This window comes from Acidisoma sibiricum, assembly GCF_057837225.1.
This window is the reverse complement of record NZ_CM174445.1, coordinates 807,633-825,592: the sequence shown is the minus strand read 5'-3', so window position 1 is coordinate 825,592 and position 17,960 is coordinate 807,633. Positions and strand designations below refer to the sequence as shown.

Genomic DNA, 17,960 nt, shown 5'->3' with positions numbered 1-17,960 from the left:
GATGAAAGGTAAGCCCATTCCGGCGCAGGATGGTTGCTTTCCATTTCGTTTAGCCTCCTACTTTGGTTCCAAACTTTCTCGCTTAGGGGTTCGTGATGTCCGCCAAACCGTTGAGAAAAGCGGTACTTCCCGTCGCCGGTCTTGGCACGCGGTTTCTGCCAGCCACGAAATCCATGCCCAAGGAGATGCTGACCGTCGTCGATCGGCCGCTCATTCAATATGCGGTGGATGAGGCGCGCGCCGCCGGCATCGAGCAGTTCTGCATGGTCTCCGGCCGCGGCAAAACCGCGCTCATCGACCATTTCGACGTCTCCTATGAGCTTGAGGCGACGCTGAAAGAGCGCGGCAAGCTGGAAGCACTGGAACAGCTGCATGCGGACCGCCTGCAGCCGGGCGCGATCAGCACCGTCCGCCAGCAGGAGCCGCTGGGTCTGGGCCACGCCATCTGGTGTGCCCGCGCCTTCATCGGCGACGACCCTTTCGCAATTCTCCTGCCGGACGATCTCGTTCTCTCCAAAACCCCCTGCATGGCGCAGCTCGCCGAGGCCTATAAGGAAACCGAAGGCAGCGTCGTCGCCGTGGTCGAAGTGCCGCACGACCAGACCAACAAATACGGTATCCTCAAAACCGGCGAGGATGACGGCCGTCTGGTCGAAGTCACCGGCTTGGTCGAAAAGCCGAAGCCGGAAGTCGCACCCTCCAACCTCTCCATCATCGGCCGCTACGTACTGCTGCCGGAAGTGATCGGCTACCTCTCCGCCATGGAGCGCGGCGCCGGCAATGAGGTGCAGCTGACGGACGCCATGGCCAAGATGATCGGCCATTCCCCCTTCCACGGCCTGCGCTTTGAGGGTGAGCGGTTCGATTGCGGCGACAAGGTCGGCTTTCTGGAAGCTCAGATCGCCTTCAGCCTGGCGCGCCCGGATCTCGCCCCGGAAGTCCGCGCTTTCCTCAAGAAATATACTGCCTAACAGGCTTAAGGACGTCCGATGCCCTTCTCGCACGCCTTCAACCCGACCTCGCTCCGCGAATACGATATTCGCGGCGTCGTTGGCAAAACCCTGACCGAGGCGGATGGCTTCGCCATCGGCCGTACCTTCGGCAGCATGGTCGCCCGCAAGGGTGGTTCCATCGTGGCCGTCGGTTATGACGGGCGCACGCATTCACCGCAGCTGGAAAAGGCCCTGGTCGAGGGTCTCAAGGCCTCGGGCATCAATGTCCTGCGTGTCGGCCGCGGACCGACGCCGCTGCTTTATTTCGCGGCCTTTACCCGCGGCACCGATGGCGCGGTCATGGTCACGGGCAGCCATAATCCGCCCGAATATAACGGCTTCAAGATGATGATCGGCAAGAAGCCGTTCTTCGGTCAGGACATCCTGGAACTGGGGAAGCTAGCCGCCGCCGGCGACGTGGTGGACGAAGCCCAGGGCCATGACGAGCTGGTCGATCTGCGCGACGACTACGTCGCCCGACTGGTGAAGGATTGGGATGGCGGCGAGCAGAAGCTCAAGGTCGTCTGGGATAATGGCAATGGCGCCGCCGGCGAAATCCTGCAGGAACTGGTGAAGCACCTTCCGGGTGAACATAAGATTTTGTTCGGCGATATCGACGGGCATTTCCCGAACCATCACCCTGACCCGACCGTGCCCAAAAACCTGGAAGCGCTGATCGCGGCCGTGAAGGGTTCTGCCGCCGATCTGGGCATCGCCTTCGACGGCGACGCTGATCGCATCGGCGCGGTCGACGGCAATGGCAATGTCTTCTTCGGCGATCAGCTCCTCGTCGTGCTCGCGCGAGATGTGCTGCGTGAACGTCCGGGTTCGATCATCATCTCTGACGTCAAGGCGAGCCAGGTTCTGTTCGACGAAATCGCCGAAGCCGGCGGTCAGCCGCTGATGTGGAAGACCGGCCATAGCCTGATCAAGGCGAAGATGGCCGAAACCGGTTCGCCGCTCGCGGCCGAGATGTCGGGCCATGTCTTCTATGCCGATAAGTGGTACGGCTTCGACGACGCGCTCTATGCCGCCGTCCGCCTGCTCGGCATCGCGGCCCGCTCGCCGCTCAGCCTCGCCGAAATCCACGACGCCCTGCCCGAGGTCATCAACACCCCGGAACTTCGCTTTGAATGCGATGACGTACGCAAATTCGTGGTCATCACCGAAGTCGCGGCGCGCCTTAAGGAATCCGGCGCCTCAGTGTCCGAAATCGACGGCGTGCGCGTGAAGACAGAAGACGGCTGGTGGCTGCTGCGGGCGTCCAACACGCAATCCGTCCTCGTCGCCCGCGCTGAGGCCAAGACGGAAGAAGGGCTCGCGCGGCTGAAAGCCGAACTGGTGACGCAGCTGGAGGCTTCCGGTCTCGAGGCACCGGATTTTGACGCGGCCGCTTCCGGCCACTGACGGTTCTCACGCTCTCTGAAACCGGGGTGTCAGCCCTTTGCTGATCTTCCTCTATGGCTCGCTGCGCGATCCGGTCCTGCTGGGCCAGATCGCGGGTGACCCGCGCATCGGGCGCAGCCTGCGCCCGGCGCGTCTGGGCGGCTATTCGCGCGTCCATATCGGCAGCTGGAATGCCCGCTACGCCTCCGTCGTGCGCCAGCCTGGGGCCGCGGTCGAGGGATTCGTGGCCCGGCTGACCGCGCCGTCCCGCCCGCGTCTCATCGCCTATGAAGGCGTGTCCTATGAGATGCGGCGCGTCCGGGCACTGATCGACGGGCAATACCGGATGGTGGGCATCTGGATGGCGCGCGCCGTCACACGCCGGGTCTGGACGGAACCGACCGACCTCCGCCGCGTGCGCATGGAACGCTCCTCCACCCGCCACGCGTGATGGTCCCCCATCTATGCCATTGTCATGACAGCCTTCATTCATGGCCTCCACCCGATGTGGCCCCAATTATCGCCATGAGCAATGGCAACGACGCAGAGACCTTTCGCGCGATGCATCTACCATTTGCTAATTGAAACAACTTGGTTAGAGGATCGTCGCCGGATAAGCAGTTGCGCATCACACGAGGTCTCGCGTCGCTGCCTTGGTTTGGTCCATTACGACACGATCTGATCGGTTATCAGCAACGGCCAATGCCTCTGAACTGCCAATTAGAATTGCGTATGAGATGCGCAATTTGCCTTGCAATTGATAAACAATTGTGGTTTTATGCTTTGACGGGCTTGTGGCGAAACGGCAGACGCGGATGACTTCCAATCATCTTCTCCTCCAGGGAGTGCGGGTTCGAGTCCCGCCGGGCCCACCACAGGCACAACCTTCAGGTCCAGGGGGCTATATATGGAAACCAAAGGCGACAAATTACGTGTTCTCGAGGCAGAAATTGCCCGCCTAAGCGCGCAGCGCGAGGCTCTTTCAAACAGAATCGAAGGGTTAAGCTTTGCTTTAAAACTAATCGCGCCGGATACACTGAAGTCTAATAGCTCGGTGAATCTAGTCGAATACGAAGGTCGGGGTCGTCGTGGTGTAGTAAAAAGCACCGTCTTGGATGTGGTAAAGAATGCCGGCGAGCGTGGCACATCTGTTACCGAAGTTGTTCAGGAGGGTATTCGCCACGGCACCAAACTGGACAAGGCAACTGTATCAAGTCTTTTGAGCCGACTTAAGGCCGCCAACATCCTCACCCACAATGGTGAGCGATACATATTCAACAGTTTTCCAAATAGTAGAGAATTAGAGAGCGCCTAAAGGAAACGCCCCGGGGTTCCACCCCCGGGGCGTTTATGGCTTGTTTTTCACCTAAGTGAGTAACCACATAAAACTGGCTAGCAGCCAACTTTATCCTAAGCTTAATCCGGCAGACGCGGCTCGCAAGCAAGCCCTCCTCCAGGAATTTTGCTGCCTGATCGACTGTTATTTTGGAGGTTAATTCAAAACAATCAAGATAATTCGTGCGCAAATTAGATGTGCAATTTTAAAATGGTTTTTTTGATAAACAATTTAATATCTGTTTGTGCTCCACAACTCGCCGTTCCCAGCCCTATATGGGGCAGATCCGACCCGTTCTGTTATCGCCCCCGAGGCCCTGGGCACTCCCTGCACGCGTAGCCGCCCTCAGCTCTCGCCCTGGGCCTTGGTATAGCCGTCGCTGCCATCGAAGCGTTGCAGCTTCTCGACATGCATCCAGTGATGGCGCTGCCCGATGGCGGCCAGAAGCTGCGCCAGTGCCGGGTCGGCATTGTCGCGCGGGGCATCCAGCATGAAGCGGCAGCGGAAGAGATCGACCAGGAAGGGCTGGCCGCTCAAAGCCGGCCAGACCTGGACCCCACGGTTTTCGATCATCTTGAGGGCAAGGCCGGTGCCTTCGGCCGCCGCTTGCAGTGAAACGGCGAGTGCATTCGGCTCCGTGCCGGTTTCGACGAAGACATCGACGCCCATCACCGAGCGCGTCTTCGGCTCATGATGCCACACGCCTTTCGGCCATTCCGGCAGGGTCAGCGGCTTATAGGCGCGTGAGGCATAGCCGCTGCTGCGGCCCAGATTGGCAATGACCTGATCGGTATAGGCGGTGGTGCCGACGCCGGTGCCTTTCGGCGCGATGTCGCCGGTCAGGTTGCGGCCCTCTTCCAAGGTCACCAGCAGCGCCTGCTCGACCTTTTCGGCCGCCGGGAAGTCCCCGATATGGCGCAGCATCATGATGGCGGAGAGCAGCAGAGCGGTCGGATTGGCGAGGTCGCGGCCCGCGATCTGGGGTGCGGACCCATGTACCGCCTCGAACATCGCTGCGTGATCACCGATATTGGAGGAGGGGGCAACGCCCAGGCCCCCCACCAGCCCGGCGGCAAGGTCGGAGATGATATCGCCGTTCATATTGGTGGCGACGACCACATCGAACTGCTCGGGTGCGATGACCATCTGATGCGCGCAATTGTCGATGATCATATGGGACGGCGCGATATCAGGGTATTCGGGCATGATGCGCTCGAAGACCCGCTTCATCATGCCCTCGGTGAACTTCATGATATTCGCCTTGGTGGCGCAGGTCAGCTTGTGGCGCCCCTCAGCCAGCGTCAGGGCGGCAGCCAGGCGCAGAATGCGCTCGGAACCGGGTTCGGTGATGAGCTTGAGGCACTGCGCGGCGCCCGCCGTCTGCATATGCTCGATGCCGGTATAAAGGTCTTCGACATTCTCGCGGACGATGACCATGTCGATGCCGCGGCCCGAAAAGGGCGTCTTGATACCGGGCAATTCGCGCACTGGGCGAATATTGCCGTAAAGCTCGAAAAACTTCCGCAAAGTGACATTGGCGGATTTTTCGCCATAGCCGACCGGGGTTTCAAGCGGCCCCTTGAGCACGATGCCGTTGCGGGCGATGGAATCCAGCGTCTCCTGCGGGGCGCCGGTCGCGATGCCGCGCTTGAAGACCTCAGCTCCGGCCTCTGCCTCCTCCCATGTGATCTGAGCACCGGCGGCGGCCAGGATACGCTGAACGGCGCGCATCACCTCAGGACCGATACCGTCACCGGCGATCGCAGTCACCGTTGTTTTATTGGAAATCACCGGCGCATGAGTGGAAGAGAGCTGGGCGCTCATAGAGCCTCCTGGCATTGTGGAGAGGGCGGTATTTGCGCGCCGATGCCGGATGCTGCAAATGAGGCTCACGCTGATGCTCCTATGCAGGTTTATCATGCACTGCAACATTGGCCGTGCGTGACGTTCGACGGAGACGGGCGAGGGGGCAAGCCCCGCCCAGGGGAGGATCGACTTGGGCCTATCGCGCGACCTATCGCCTGCTCCCAACTACCCGGATGCCTTCAATCCTGATCTGCTCGATCGCATCCCTCTGGATGCGGACATCGTGCTCGACGTCGGATGCCACATGGGAGCGCTGGGTGCTGCCTACCGCCTGCGCAATCCCCGCGCCCGCGTGCTCGGGGTCGATCATATGCCGGCCGCCGTGCGCGTCGCGGCCCGGCGCCTCACTGAAGTCGCCTGTATCGACATCGAAAGCGATCCGCTGCCCTTCGAGGCGCCGGGCGGCTACGACTGCATCATCTATGGCGACGTGCTGGAGCATCTGCGCGATCCTTGGCGGATCATGCGCGAGCATGCGGCGCTGCTCAGCCCGCGCGGGGTGATGCTCATCTGCGTGCCCAATGCCGCGCATTGGGCGGTGCCGCTGCGCCTGATCAACGGCAGCTTCGACTACGAGGATCAGGGCGTGCTGGACCGCACCCATCTGCGCTGGTTCACTCTCGCCTCGATGGAAAAGGCGCTCCACGCCACCGGCCTGCAGACCTGTGACGTGACACCGCGCATCTTCGACCAGAAGGGCGCGGAAGCCGCTGCAGACCTTCTCAAGGATGTGCTCCCCGTCATGGGGCTGAGCCGCGAAAGCTACCTCGTGCGCAGTGCGCCGACGCAATTCGTCTGGCGCGCACGCAAGACCCCGCAGCAGCCCATCGCCGTCCGCTCGACCATGCTCAAGCCCTTCGGCGGCGTCAGCGATATCCGCGTGCTCTATCCGATGCGCGCACTCAAAAGCGATCCCTCGGTCGCCGTCCAGGTCGGCGATGCCGAGAGCTTTCCGCCGCCCACCGAGCAGCAGCCGGGGATCTGCATCCTGCACCGCCCGCTTCTGGTGGGGGAGGACGGGATCAGGCCGATCCGCCATCTCATCCAGCAGGGCTTTCTGGTGGTGACGGAATTCGACGACCTGCCCGATTTCATGCCCCAATTGCGGGATGAGCGGCTGATGAATTTCCGTGCGGCGCATGCCGTGCAGACCAGCACCGAGGTGCTGGCGGAAACCCTGCGCCTGCAAAACCCCGAAGTCGGGGTCTTCGCCAATGGCATTGGCGAATTGCCGCCAATCGCGAATTTCGCGACGCCCGAGGCGGTGACGATGTTCTTCGGGGCGATCAACCGTCAGGCGGACTGGGCCCCTTACATGCCGGCGCTGAATGCAGCGGCCACCCTTCTGGGGTCCGAGCTGCGCTTTCAGGTGGTGCATGATCAGGCCTTCTTCGACGCGCTGGACACGCCCCACAAGACCTTCACCCCGACCTGCGATCACCGCACCTATATGGACCTGCTCTCGAAGTCCGAGATCAGCTTCATGCCGCTGCAGGACAGGCCCTTCAACCGCGCCAAATCCGACCTCAAATTCATCGAGGCGGCGGCGGCGCGGGTCGTGGCCCTGGCCAGTCCTACCGTCTACGAACACTCCATCGACGACGGCGTCACCGGCCTGATCTTCCGCAGCGAATCCGATCTCTATGAAAAGATCATCCGCCTGGTGACCGCACCCGGTCTTGGCGTCACCATGGGCAATGCCGCCCGCCATGCCATCGCCCAGACGCGAATGGATGCCTATGGCGTGGCTGGGCGAATTGCCTGGTATCGCAGCCTGCTCGCCCGGCGGGATGAACTGACCCGCTCGCTCTACGAACGCGTCCCCGAACTCGCCCCCTGAACGAGCACCCAACCGCCGGTGACCCTTATGACCCCCGACGCTGTCGTTGCAGATATCTGCCTCTATCCCGTGAAGGCGCTGCAAGGCCGGTCGGTGGCCAAGGGGGTGATTGAACCGTGGGGGTTGGCGCAGGACCGGCGCTGGATGGTGGTGCAGCCCAATGGGCACTTCCTCACCCAGCGCGATCTGCCCGCCATGGCCCGTATCCGGGCTGAGGCGACGCCGGCAGGGCTCGCGCTCCACGACGGCGCTACGGTGCTGGCCGTCGCCTTTCCCACCGCCCAGGCGCCGCGCCGGCAGGTGACCGTCTGGAAGGACAGCGTGCCGGCACTCGATGCCGGCCAAAGCGCGGGCCAATGGCTGAGTGCGGTGCTCGGCGTCGAGTGTGGTCTGGTCTATCTGGATGATGCGACAGCACGGCCGGTCGACCCGGATTTTGGCCGGCCGGAGGATCGTACCGCGTTCAACGACGGGTTTCCGGTGCTGCTTGCCAATACCGCGTCACTCGCCGCGCTGAACGCTGAAATGGCTCATGCCATTCCCATGACGCGCTTCCGGCCGAATATCATCATCAGCGGCGCCACCCCCTGGGAAGAGGATCGCTGGCGCCGTATCCGCATCGGCGAGGCGATCTTTCGCATCGTCAAACCCTGCGCCCGTTGCATCGTGACGACGATCGATCAGCAGACGGGGGAACGGCAGGACAAGACCGAGCCGCTGAAGACGCTGGGACGCATTCACCGGGCGCCCGGTGGGGTCATCTTCGGCCAGAATCTGGTACCCGACCAGTGCGGACCGATTGCTATCGGCGACCGCGTCGAGATTCTGGAGATCGGCGAGAGCAATCTCAATCCCCCCTCCGGCGCAGGAGCGAGCCCGCGATGAGCGACCCCTCAGGACAAGCACCCAAAGGTCCATCGTCGCTGACACCGGAGCAGGTCGAGCAACTGTATTACGGTGCGGCGCGGGATGGGCAGCTCGATCTGCTGGCAGAATTTCTGCGCCAGGGTGCGGACCCCAACCGGCCGGACAGCCGCGGCTTTCCGCCCATCATCCTGGCCTCGTACAATGGTCAGGCCGAGGCGGTCGATCTGCTGCTGCAGGCGGGTGCGGCGGCCGATGCGCGCGACGCCAAGGGAGCGACCGCACTGTCCGGCGTCGCCTTCAAGGACGAGCCGGAGATCGCGCGCCGGCTGATCGCCGCCGGCGCCGACGTCAATGCCCCGAACGATATGGGCCGCACGCCGCTGATGTTCGCCGTCATGTTCGGGCGGATTGCCATGGTCGATCTGCTGCTGGAAGCCGGCGCTGACCCGACGCTCGCCGACCACGACGGCAAAAGCGCGCTCGACCTCACCGCGGGCCAGGACGATCCGGCACTGTTTGACAAGCTCCAGCGCGCCGCCGCCGCCCGTCACGAGGGCTAGCGCGCCAGGCTTGACGCGGATGTTCAGCCTTCCGAACCAGCGCCGATGCCGGGACGCTGCAGGATGGCCAGGAATTCCTTGCGCGTGGTCGCATTGTTGCGGAAGGCGCCCAGCATGCGGCTTGTCACCAGGCTGGTGCCGGGACGATGCACGCCGCGGCAGGTCATGCATTGGTGGGTCGCCTCGATGACCACCGCCACACCATGCGGCTGCAGCACCTCGTCCAGCGTATTGGCGATCTGCGCCGTCATCTTTTCCTGGATCTGCAGCCGCTTGGCATAGGCATCCACCACGCGAGCCAGCTTGCTGATGCCGACGACCCGGTTCTTGGGCAGATAGGCGACATGGGCGCGGCCGATGATCGGCGCCATGTGATGCTCGCAGCAGCTTTCAAAGCGGATGTCCCGCAGCAGGACGATCTCGTCATAGCCTTCCGTCTCCGCGAAGGTACGGTTGAGAACGGCATAGGGATCGACGTCGTAGCCCGAGAAATACTCCTCATAGGCGCGGGTCACGCGGGCCGGCGTATCGAGCAGCCCCTCGCGCGTGGGGTCGTCCCCCGCCCAGCGCAACAGAACCCGCACCGCCTCTTCGGCTTCGGCACGGGAAGGCTTCGTCGTTTTGGTCTGCGGCTCTGCCATATGGGTATCCATGTCACGCTCCGTATGGCGCGGACGATCATGCCACGCGCTCTGTACATCAACGGCTGACCGGGCATGCCAGATGCCGGTTATCGCTGGCGGTCGGCCGGAAATCCAAGAAATCTGTCTCCCGAGAGGACCGCGAGCGTCATGAAGGGATATCCGCCAAAACGCAATGTCACCGGCGGTAGAACCTTGATCGTGCTGAAGAAAGGGGCGAGGCGCGCGGCAAGGGCGGCCGCGTTCGGATCGGGCACCAGAATTAGCATCGGCTGCCCCACGAAACGGCCGGCCGGTGCCACGATACCGTATTCCCGGCTGTCGTCTGCCAGGACCGTCACCGGCCAGCCTCCGCCCAGCGCATAATCGACCTTGCCGGCGTCGTTCCAGCGCGTCACCGCGATGACGAGGTTGGGCTCCGTCAGCAGCCCGCGGGCAGCGAGCGCAGGTTCAAGCCCCGTCCAGTCGATCCCGCCTGAGACATCGGTGCCGCGGGCGAGAAGCGCGGGCCCGAATATCGCCGACACCCAGTTGAAGCGCATCTCGGTGCCGACCAGCGCCAGGGCGAAGACCATCAGCGCGACCGTGCCTAGGATGACGCGGCGCAGACGCGGCGCGCCGGCCCGCAGCCGGGCCGCGACCGCCGCACCCAGCAGCGGGAACAGCATCAGCGTGCCCGGCGCCGACCAGTGATACAGGATATGGCGCGACGACCAGATGGACACGAGGGCGAAAAGCAGCACCGGCGTCGCCGCATACAGGGCCAGCAGCCAGGCTTTTGGCTCGGCAGGACCGCGCCTGAGCGCGCGCAGCCAGAGCAGGATCAGCGGCACCCAGATCCAGGGCAGCACGAACAGCGCCTCGCCCGCCCAGACGCCCAAGGGGGCGAGGGGATGAAAGCGCAGTCCCCCGGCCCGGTCCCCCTGAAAGGCGAAGGACGCCCAATGGTGCTGCTGGTTCCAGATCACGACCGGCAGAAAGACCAGCACAGCGAGAAGGCCGGCGATCCAGGGCTGCGGGCGCATCAGCCAGGCGCGGCCATCGCGTGTCGTGAGCAGATAGAGCGGCAGGCCGACCAGGACGAGGGCGCCATTGTATTTGGACAGCATCGCGAGCCCCGCGCAAAGCCCTGCCCCCAGCCAGTTCGCCCAGCGCCCATGAGCCGGCACAAGGCCCGTCGCGCGCAGTGAAAACCACAGAAAGCCGAGCAGCGCGCCATCCAGCGGCCCGTCCGGCAAAACCCATCCGCCGGCCGTCAGCGTATAGACGGGCGACAGATTGAGCAGCAGCGCGGCCCAGAAACCCGCCTGCTTGTCATGAAACAGGGCTGTCGTGATGCGCGCCATCAGCCAGGTGGAAAGCGCAAACAACAGGACGAAAGGCAGCCGCACGATGACCGGCGCCTGGCCGCCGCTGATCCACATCGCGGCATGGGTCAGCCACCAGGCGATCGGCGGATGATCGAAATAGGAGAGTTCCAGATGCCGGCTGGCGGCGACCATATAGGTCTCGTCGATGCCAAGCCCCATCATCGACCCCAGCAGAAGCCGGATCAGGCTGGTGACGATGATCAGCAGAAGAAGCGGAGACATAGTTCTATCAGCCGCTTTCTGTCGGCGCGCCTATCCCCGCGGCCAAAGGAGGATGACCTCTTTAGCCAATATATGGGGCAAAATGACGCTATTAGCTTTGGTTACGAGGATCAGATGCCGGTTTCTGGGGATTACCTGTCGGCTTCTGCGTGGTCGGCCTGATGCCGGCATGCGACTTGATAATTTCCTCGCGAAGCGACGGCTTTCCTGTCGTTGGCTTCGTGCCAACACCCTCATGAAGCGGCCGTCTGACCTGCTCGCCCATCCGTCGTTCCCTCAAGAAGCGCTATCGCCGTGACGGCGGTGGAGTCGGATATATAAGCGCCGGGTCCTGTGACATCAATCGAGGTCGGATTACCCTGGTCATCAACCGACCACCAGGTGGCATCCCTCAAGAACAGTTCGCGCGGCTTCCCGACTGCGGAGAAATACTGCGGCCAGCCAATCAGCTCTTTGCCGTCGGCAAAGGTGATTCTGACCCAGTAGCCCCGAAATCGATAGAAGGTATCTTGCCAGACATCCACCGAGCTCGTTTTGTATGTCAATCTTAGGAAGCGGAAAATCCACAGCGGAATCCCGTAATTCGTGAGCCCTGCCAATATGATCGACAACGCGACCGAAGCGGCACTGACCAGGACGAGGTTCCTGCCAAGCAGCAAAGACAGGACCGTTGCAGCGCTACCGTCTTTACTGACGCCCAAGCCAGGCACCAATGGCATCCCGAACAGCACACTGACCGCAAGGTAGCTCACCAGGGCGATTGAGAGAGCGAAAACGATTTTGTCGAAAATCTCCCGCTTCTCACCTTCCACCAGATAGTCGTAGACGGCCAGGCCCAGGAATCCTGGAAGGAGATAGAGGAAGATATAGACGGCCCCGCTATCGCCTTTCAGGAAGTCTTCCATGAACGGCTCTCTCCGCTGACTTCAGTGGTTGTTGCGCGACTCCCCGCGCGTTTCGAGGATGTTGATGTAGCGCGTCGCCGGCTCCAGGCAGGCGCCGGTGCCCATCTGCCCCACCATGCTGCGATAGATCTCTTCCCAGGGTGTCTTGTTGTCCAGCACGGGCGGTGTATAGGCGGCGCGGCGCGTGGCCATCTCCTCGTCCGAAATCAGCACGTCGACACGGCGTGCATTCAGGTCGATGCTGATGCGGTCGCCATTCTTCAGCAGTGCCAGATTGCCGCCGACGGCCGCTTCCGGCGAGATATTGAGGATCGACGGACTGCCCGAGGTGCCAGACTGGCGCCCGTCGCCCATCGTCGGCAGCGCATTGACCCCGCGCTTCAGCATCACCGCGGGCGGCTGCATGTTCACCACTTCGGCGCTGCCGGGATAACCCACGGGCCCGACATTGCGGATGATCAGGACGGTATCCTCATCGACACCCAGATCCGGGTCCTCGATACGCTCGTGATAATCCTCCGGCCCCTCGAAGATCACGGCCTTGCCCAGGAAAACGTTCGGATGCGCGGGGTTGCTCAGGAAGCGGTCGCGGAATTCCTGGTCGATGACGCTGGTCTTCATCACCGCGGTCTCGAAGATATTCCCCGAGAGCACGACGTAGCCGGCATGGTCCTTCAGCGGCGTGTCATAGGCGCGGATCACGTCGCGGTCGCCGTCCTCCAGGCCCGCCAGATTTTCGGCGATCGACTTGCCGGTGACGGTCAGGACCGAGCCGTCGATCTTCCCCTTGGCCAGCAGCTCCTTCATCACCGCCGGCACGCCGCCGGCGCGATGGAAGGATTCGCCCAAATAACGGCCCGCCGGCTGCATATCGACCAGCAGCGGAATCTCCGGCCCCAGGCGCTGCCAGTCTTCCAGACTATGCTCGACGCCCATATGGCGGGCGATGGCGACCATGCTGATCGGGCAGTTCGAGGACGCGCCCAGCGCCGCCGCGGCCACCACCGCATTGTCGAAAGCGGTCTTGGTCATGATGTCGGAGGGGCGCAGGTTTTCATGCACCATGGAGACGATGCGGCGCCCCGTCTCATAGGCGATCTGCCCGCGCTCCCGGTAGGGTGCCGGAATGGCGGCACAGCCCGGCAGCGACATGCCGAGCGCTTCGGCCAGCGCATTCATCGAACTCGCCGTGCCCATGGTGTTGCAATGACCGATGGAGGGCGCCGAGGCCGCCACCATCTGCATGAATTCCTCGTAGCCGATCTCGCCCTCGGCATAGAGTTTCCGCGCATGCCAGACGACGGTGCCGGACCCGGCCAGCTTGCCTTTGAACCAGCCGTCCAGCATCGGACCGCCGGAGAGCACGATCGACGGGATATTCACCGTCGCCGCACCCATCAGGCAGGCCGGCGTCGTCTTGTCGCAGCCCGTGGTCAGCACGACGCCGTCCAGCGGATAGCCGTGCAGCACTTCGACCAGGCTGAGATAGGCGAGGTTGCGGTCAAGCGCGGCTGTCGGGCGCTTGCCGGTCTCCTGGATCGGATGACAGGGAAATTCCAGCGGCACGCCGCCGGCCTCGCGGATGCCGTCCTTCACCCGAAGCGCAAGGTCGAGATGATGGCGGTTGCAGGGGGAGAGGTCGGACCCCGTCTGCGCTATGCCGATGATCGGCTTGTCCGACTGCAATTCGGCGCGCGTCAGGCCGAAATTCATGTAACGCTCCAGATAGAGCGCGGTCATGGCCGGGTCATGGGGGTTGTCGAACCAACGGCGGCTGCGCAGGCGCTTCGGCCCGTTCTCGTTATCGTTGCTGGCCATTACTCTATCCCTTCGTCTCGTCTCGTCCGGCTTCGCTCTTTATACGGCAGGGCGTAAAGTCCGAACATAGGCCGGCACGCTGCCCCTCGCTCACCGGCGTGTCAACCAAGTGCGGCATGGTAAAAGTGGGGAAAACAGCGCCTTGGCGCAGATGGAATAGGACCGGACGGATGGACCTCGACACCGAACTGACCTGCCTCATCCTGGAGCGGGAGACGGGTTTTGCGATCATCCGCCTGCATCGGCCAGCCGCCCTCAATGCGCTCAATACGGCGATGATGGACGAGCTTTCGGCCGTCATTCCGGCGCTCGACGCCGATCCGGCCGTCCACGCCATCATCCTGACCGGCTCGGACAAGGCTTTCGCGGCCGGCGCCGATATCAAGGAAATGGCCGGTAAGACCTTCGCTCAGGCAGTGTCGGAGGATTTCATCACCCGCAACTGGGAGGCGGTCACGCGCTGCCGCAAGCCCGTCATCGCCGCCGTCGCGGGCTATGCGCTGGGCGGCGGCTGCGAGCTTGCCATGATGTGTGACATCATCCTGGCTGCCGATACCGCTCGCTTCTCCCAGCCCGAGATCACGCTGGGCATTCCGCCCGGCGCAGGCGGCACGCAGCGCCTGCCGCGCGCGGTCGGCAAGGCCAAGGCGATGGAGATGATCCTCACCGGCCGCATGATCGGCGCCGAGGAGGCCGAGCGTGCGGGCCTCGTCAGCCGCGTCGTGCCGGCCGACACGCTGCTCGACGAAGCGCGCGCGGTCGCGGCCAAAATCGCGTCCCTGCCGCCGGTCGCGGTGCAGCTCGCGAAGGAGCTGGTCAATGCCGCCTATGAGACACCGCTCGCCCAGGGCATCCGTCAGGAGCGCCGCACCTTCCACGCCGCTTTCGCGACCGCGGACCAGAAGGAAGGCATGGCCGCTTTCATCGACAAGCGAAAACCGGTCTTCCGCGGCGCATAGTCTCTCCGCATTCGTTCCCGTCTCAAGGATTCTGCTGTTTCATGACCGATGCCTCTGTCCTGCCCTCGGGCTATTCTGCCGTCCCACCCGGGCAGCTCGCCAATGTTGTGACCTGTCTCGAAATGCTGAAGCGCCCGGAAGCACAAGCGGCGCACCCCTTTCCGCCCCACCTGCAGCTGGAACCCCTGGATCGCGCCGATCCTGCGCGGTACCGGGCCTTGTTCCGAACGGTCGGCGCACCCTGGCTCTGGTCTTCACGGCTGGTCATGCCGGACGCGGCGCTGGCCGAGATCCTGGCCGATCCGCGTGTCGAGATCCTGGTGCTGCGGCAGGACGACCGCGATGTCGGCATTCTGGAACTCGATTTTCGCGAGGAGCAGGTCTGCGAACTCGCCTTCTTCGGCCTGGCGCCGGGGCTCACGGGCCAAGGGCTGGGCAAGCCCCTCATGACTATCGCAATCGAGCGCGCCTGGTCACAGCCGATCGCGCGCTTCTGGGTGCATACCTGCACCTTCGACCATCCGGCGGCGGTCGAGTTCTACAAGCGCGCGGGCTTCACGCCTTACGCGTTCCAGGTCGAAATACAGGACGATCCACGTTTGACGGGCCATCTGCCGGACGATTCCGCGCCGCATATCCCGCTCATCCGCCCGCCAGCACCCGCGCGCTAACCCCGCCTGGCCGTGCTGCCGATGATGGCGATCAGCGCTTCGGCCGCGCGGCTCAGGTAGCGTTCTGTCCGGCGCAGCACATAGAAGGGACGGTCGGGCAGTTTCAGGTCCACCGTCTGCAGCAGCCCGGCTTCCAGGCTGGGGGCCGCGACCGAGGCCGAGAGCGCGGTCGCCCCGAACCCCGCTTCCACCGCCGCCCGCACCGCTTCGTTTGACGGCAGTTCCAGCAGCACCTGCAGGGAGCCGGCAGGCAGGCCGAACCCCTCCATGGCGGACTCAAAAACCGAGCGCGTGCCTGACCCCTGCTCCCGCAAAACCCAGGGCCCGACGGCGAGCTGCTCGCGCGTCAGCGCGCGGCCATCGCCCCAGGGGTGATCGGGTGCCACGAGAATAACAAGCTGATCGCGCGCCACTTCGTCCGCCACCAGCGCCGTGTCGCTGATCGCACCTTCAATGAAGCCCAGTTCCGCCGTGCCCTCATGCACGGCCGCCGCGACCTGCGCGGTATTGCCGATCGACAGCTTGATCTCGACCCCCGGATGGGCCTGGCGGAAGCGGACCAGATGGCGCGGCAGCCAGTAGCTCGCGATGGTCTGGCTCGCCTGCACCGTCAGGGCGCCCCGCTTGAGGTCACCCAGTTCCGACAGCACCAGCTCGGCCCGTTCCGCGCGCGCCAGCACCGCCTGGGCTTCCGACAAAAACAGCGCGCCCGCATCCGTCAGCGCGATGCCCCGGCCAACCCTGTGGAACAGTTTCGTGCCATAGCGCTGCTCCAGATTGCCGATGGCGCCACTGACGGCGGATTGCGCCAGATTCAGCGCTTCGGCCGCGCGCGTCATGTGCTGGCGCTCGGCGACAGCCACGAAGATGCGAAGCTGCTCCAGGCTGAGCTGATGGCGCATGCCCGCGCGTCTCAGCTCACGCGGGCATAGGCGATGCGCCGCGCCAGCCAGCAGCCCAGCGTCAGGCCGCTGACCCGGCCGCCGCTGTCGCGGGACACCTGCAAGGTCCAGTCACCGGGCGCGCTGTAATCCAGCGCGCGGGCGCAGGGCATCAGCCAGATATCGGTCCCGAAAGGCTGCAGCAGCTCCATCGCGCCCTGGCCCAGGAAGCCCGAAAAGGCGGCATAGAGCGCGCCGCCGGCCGAGACGATGGCAATCTCGGCGCCAAGTTCAGCCGAGCGAAAAACACCCGCGATATCGGGGTCGGGTTCTCCCGCCACCGGAGTCAGCTCTGTGAACAGATTCTCCTGCGGCCGTGTCATGCGCAGCGCGCCACCGGCCCGCGTCAGCCGGACGGAGCTGGAGGCGAAAGTCTCCGCGCCGACCGGCGACAGAGTCTCGGCGCCATGGCCGAAATCAAGACGGATCTGGCCACCCCCGCCATCCGTGACGCGGGTCGCGATGCCGCTCTCGGGCTCCAGATAGCGGCCGATGAAGGGGGCGGTCTCCGCGCCGACCGTAGCGGCAGGTGTCGTATCCCCCAGCAGGGCCGCAAAAATATCGGCGGCCGGGCCACGCGGATTGGCCATATGGTTGAACAGCGTAATGACGGACAGGCGCTCGGCAGGAAGATAGGCGCGAAAACTGCGGAAGCCGCGCAGGCCGCCTTCATGGCAGGTGGCGTCGCGACCATGAAACTGGGTGCGCGCCAGACCGAAACCGTAGGCAGCGGGCGCGCCGTCGCGGAAGGTAACGGGTGCGGCCAGGCGGCTATACAGCGCCTGCGGATCGTCGCGCGTCGCGTCGATATGCTGCTCCCAGGCGATCATATCGTCCAGCGAAGCGCCGATACCGGCATCGCCAGTCCATTGAATGCGGTTCACCGCCGGCCGGAAGCCATCGGCGACCGAGCCCTCGTAGCCGACCGTGCCGCCCGCGACCCAGGACGTGTCCGCGTTCAGCCGGGCATAGGGCATGCCGACGCGGTCGAAGATGCGGCGGCGCAGGAGCGCCCCGAAATCCTCGCCCGTGCGATCCTCGATGATGTCCGACAGCAGGCGGAAATTCTGGTTGCAGTAGGAGTAGCGCGTGCCTGGGCTGAACTGCAGCGAGCGCGTGCGGCTGACGATGCGCTCGGCATCCTGGTCGGTGAACAGGCCCTCCACCGGCGCGCCATACAGCATCGCGACCGCCCAGTAGTCGCGCAGGCCAGATTGGTTATGGGCCAGGTCCAGAATGCCCGGCCGCTCCCCCTCAAGCAGCGGCAGGCGGCGATAGAGATCGGGCTCCAGCACGCTGGGGTCCGGGAACAGGTCCAGCATCAGCGCGCAGGTGAACTGCTTCGAGATGGAACAGATCAGGCTGATGGTCTGCGGCGTGAAGGGAATGCGCCGCTCAGCATCCGCCCAGCCCCAGGCGTGACGGGCGATGACCGCACCGTCCTTCAGCACCGCGACGGCGCCACCCGGCCCGGCATAACGCTGCGGCAGAGCGGCCAGGGTCTTATCGAGAGCAGCGGCGGAGGCGGACATCGGGCAGGCTCCTCGGGAGGCGGGCGGGGCGGATAGAAAGAGACCTCCGGCGCC

At 64.0% G+C, this 17,960-nt stretch carries 16 protein-coding genes and 1 tRNA gene; 10 read left to right on the top strand and 7 right to left on the bottom strand.

Going from position 1 to position 17,960, the window contains the following annotated elements; genetic code table 11:
- Positions 1 to 95: 95 nt before the first annotated feature.
- From galU to AC3G7M_RS03940, 5 genes are all read left to right on the top strand, one after another.
- Positions 96 to 971: a UTP--glucose-1-phosphate uridylyltransferase GalU gene (gene galU / locus AC3G7M_RS03960; RefSeq protein WP_489214417.1), complete on the top strand. Its 876-nt coding sequence runs from the start codon at positions 96 to 98 to the stop codon at positions 969 to 971.
- An 18-nt stretch (positions 972 to 989) separates the two neighbouring features.
- On the top strand, positions 990 to 2,399 hold the full coding sequence (gene pgmG, locus AC3G7M_RS03955; RefSeq protein WP_489214416.1) for a phosphoglucomutase/phosphomannomutase PgmG: 1,410 nt from the start codon (positions 990 to 992) through the stop codon (positions 2,397 to 2,399).
- A gap of 37 nt (positions 2,400 to 2,436) precedes the next feature.
- The gene (locus AC3G7M_RS03950) at positions 2,437 to 2,829 is read left to right on the top strand and encodes a gamma-glutamylcyclotransferase family protein (RefSeq protein ID WP_489214415.1); all 393 of its coding nucleotides are present in this window, start codon (positions 2,437 to 2,439) and stop codon (positions 2,827 to 2,829) included.
- A gap of 337 nt (positions 2,830 to 3,166) precedes the next feature.
- Positions 3,167 to 3,253, top strand: a tRNA-Gly gene (locus AC3G7M_RS03945).
- 32 nt (positions 3,254 to 3,285) lie between these two features.
- Positions 3,286 to 3,693: a hypothetical protein gene (locus AC3G7M_RS03940; RefSeq protein WP_489214414.1), complete on the top strand. Its 408-nt coding sequence runs from the start codon at positions 3,286 to 3,288 to the stop codon at positions 3,691 to 3,693.
- A 366-nt stretch (positions 3,694 to 4,059) separates the two neighbouring features.
- Here the strand turns inward: AC3G7M_RS03940 and AC3G7M_RS03935 are convergent, their stop codons facing one another.
- Positions 4,060 to 5,538: an NADP-dependent isocitrate dehydrogenase gene (locus AC3G7M_RS03935; protein WP_489214413.1), complete on the bottom strand. Its 1,479-nt coding sequence runs from the start codon at positions 5,536 to 5,538 to the stop codon at positions 4,060 to 4,062.
- A gap of 172 nt (positions 5,539 to 5,710) precedes the next feature.
- Here AC3G7M_RS03935 and AC3G7M_RS03930 point away from each other — a divergent pair, with 172 nt between their 5' ends.
- Genes AC3G7M_RS03930 through AC3G7M_RS03920 form a run of 3 tightly spaced genes read left to right on the top strand, consistent with a single transcriptional unit; the run spans position 5,711 to position 8,847 of the window.
- Positions 5,711 to 7,420: a class I SAM-dependent methyltransferase gene (locus tag AC3G7M_RS03930; protein WP_489214412.1), complete on the top strand. Its 1,710-nt coding sequence runs from the start codon at positions 5,711 to 5,713 to the stop codon at positions 7,418 to 7,420.
- A gap of 27 nt (positions 7,421 to 7,447) precedes the next feature.
- Positions 7,448 to 8,305, top strand: coding sequence for an MOSC domain-containing protein (locus AC3G7M_RS03925; protein ID WP_489214411.1), 858 nt, complete (start codon positions 7,448 to 7,450; stop codon positions 8,303 to 8,305).
- The gene (locus AC3G7M_RS03920) at positions 8,302 to 8,847 is read left to right on the top strand and encodes an ankyrin repeat domain-containing protein (RefSeq protein ID WP_489214410.1); all 546 of its coding nucleotides are present in this window, start codon (positions 8,302 to 8,304) and stop codon (positions 8,845 to 8,847) included. Before AC3G7M_RS03925 ends, AC3G7M_RS03920 begins: the two co-directional genes overlap by 4 nt.
- A gap of 23 nt (positions 8,848 to 8,870) precedes the next feature.
- Here AC3G7M_RS03920 and folE read toward each other — a convergent pair whose 3' ends face one another.
- The 4 genes from folE to AC3G7M_RS03900 form a co-directional block, all read right to left on the bottom strand.
- Positions 8,871 to 9,500 carry a GTP cyclohydrolase I FolE gene (gene folE / locus AC3G7M_RS03915; RefSeq protein WP_489214409.1) on the bottom strand — a complete coding sequence of 210 codons (630 nt, stop codon included), beginning with the start codon at positions 9,498 to 9,500 and terminating at the stop codon, positions 8,871 to 8,873.
- Positions 9,501 to 9,577: 77 nt separating this feature from the next.
- The gene (locus AC3G7M_RS03910) at positions 9,578 to 11,080 is read right to left on the bottom strand and encodes an ArnT family glycosyltransferase (protein WP_489214408.1); all 1,503 of its coding nucleotides are present in this window, start codon (positions 11,078 to 11,080) and stop codon (positions 9,578 to 9,580) included.
- A gap of 233 nt (positions 11,081 to 11,313) precedes the next feature.
- A complete protein-coding gene (locus tag AC3G7M_RS03905; protein ID WP_489214407.1) occupies positions 11,314 to 11,985 on the bottom strand; it encodes a DUF6338 family protein in 672 nt (223 codons plus the stop codon).
- A 21-nt stretch (positions 11,986 to 12,006) separates the two neighbouring features.
- Positions 12,007 to 13,803, bottom strand: coding sequence for an IlvD/Edd family dehydratase (locus AC3G7M_RS03900; protein WP_489214406.1), 1,797 nt, complete (start codon positions 13,801 to 13,803; stop codon positions 12,007 to 12,009).
- A gap of 170 nt (positions 13,804 to 13,973) precedes the next feature.
- On the opposite strand from AC3G7M_RS03900, the gene AC3G7M_RS03895 reads away from it, so the two are divergent.
- A complete protein-coding gene (locus AC3G7M_RS03895; RefSeq protein ID WP_489214405.1) occupies positions 13,974 to 14,762 on the top strand; it encodes an enoyl-CoA hydratase in 789 nt (262 codons plus the stop codon).
- A 41-nt stretch (positions 14,763 to 14,803) separates the two neighbouring features.
- On the top strand, positions 14,804 to 15,433 hold the full coding sequence (locus AC3G7M_RS03890; protein WP_489214404.1) for a GNAT family N-acetyltransferase: 630 nt from the start codon (positions 14,804 to 14,806) through the stop codon (positions 15,431 to 15,433).
- On the opposite strand, the gene AC3G7M_RS03885 is transcribed toward AC3G7M_RS03890, so the two are convergent.
- Together AC3G7M_RS03885 and AC3G7M_RS03880 are read right to left on the bottom strand one after the other, a co-directional pair.
- Entirely contained in the window at positions 15,430 to 16,335 is a 906-nt protein-coding gene (locus AC3G7M_RS03885) for a LysR family transcriptional regulator (protein ID WP_489214403.1), read from the bottom strand. The genes AC3G7M_RS03890 and AC3G7M_RS03885 overlap by 4 nt on opposite strands.
- An 11-nt stretch (positions 16,336 to 16,346) precedes the next feature.
- The gene (locus AC3G7M_RS03880) at positions 16,347 to 17,906 is read right to left on the bottom strand and encodes a D-aminopeptidase (RefSeq protein WP_489214402.1); all 1,560 of its coding nucleotides are present in this window, start codon (positions 17,904 to 17,906) and stop codon (positions 16,347 to 16,349) included.
- Between the last annotated feature and the right edge of the window lie 54 nt (positions 17,907 to 17,960).

What these genes read in the sequence shown, in the direction of transcription:
- galU (WP_489214417.1), top strand. Translation starts at nt 96, where the DNA reads ATGTCCGCCAAACCGTTGAGAAAAGCGGTACTTCCCGTCGCCGGTCTT.
- pgmG (WP_489214416.1), top strand. Translation starts at nt 990, where the DNA reads ATGCCCTTCTCGCACGCCTTCAACCCGACCTCGCTCCGCGAATACGAT.
- AC3G7M_RS03940 (WP_489214414.1), top strand. Translation starts at nt 3,286, where the DNA reads ATGGAAACCAAAGGCGACAAATTACGTGTTCTCGAGGCAGAAATTGCC.
- AC3G7M_RS03935 (WP_489214413.1), bottom strand. Translation starts at nt 5,538, where the DNA reads ATGAGCGCCCAGCTCTCTTCCACTCATGCGCCGGTGATTTCCAATAAA.
- AC3G7M_RS03925 (WP_489214411.1), top strand. Translation starts at nt 7,448, where the DNA reads ATGACCCCCGACGCTGTCGTTGCAGATATCTGCCTCTATCCCGTGAAG.
- AC3G7M_RS03920 (WP_489214410.1), top strand. Translation starts at nt 8,302, where the DNA reads ATGAGCGACCCCTCAGGACAAGCACCCAAAGGTCCATCGTCGCTGACA.
- folE (WP_489214409.1), bottom strand. Translation starts at nt 9,500, where the DNA reads ATGGATACCCATATGGCAGAGCCGCAGACCAAAACGACGAAGCCTTCC.
- AC3G7M_RS03910 (WP_489214408.1), bottom strand. Translation starts at nt 11,080, where the DNA reads ATGTCTCCGCTTCTTCTGCTGATCATCGTCACCAGCCTGATCCGGCTT.
- AC3G7M_RS03905 (WP_489214407.1), bottom strand. Translation starts at nt 11,985, where the DNA reads ATGGAAGACTTCCTGAAAGGCGATAGCGGGGCCGTCTATATCTTCCTC.
- AC3G7M_RS03900 (WP_489214406.1), bottom strand. Translation starts at nt 13,803, where the DNA reads ATGGCCAGCAACGATAACGAGAACGGGCCGAAGCGCCTGCGCAGCCGC.
- AC3G7M_RS03895 (WP_489214405.1), top strand. Translation starts at nt 13,974, where the DNA reads ATGGACCTCGACACCGAACTGACCTGCCTCATCCTGGAGCGGGAGACG.
- AC3G7M_RS03890 (WP_489214404.1), top strand. Translation starts at nt 14,804, where the DNA reads ATGACCGATGCCTCTGTCCTGCCCTCGGGCTATTCTGCCGTCCCACCC.
- AC3G7M_RS03885 (WP_489214403.1), bottom strand. Translation starts at nt 16,335, where the DNA reads ATGCGCCATCAGCTCAGCCTGGAGCAGCTTCGCATCTTCGTGGCTGTC.
- AC3G7M_RS03880 (WP_489214402.1), bottom strand. Translation starts at nt 17,906, where the DNA reads ATGTCCGCCTCCGCCGCTGCTCTCGATAAGACCCTGGCCGCTCTGCCG.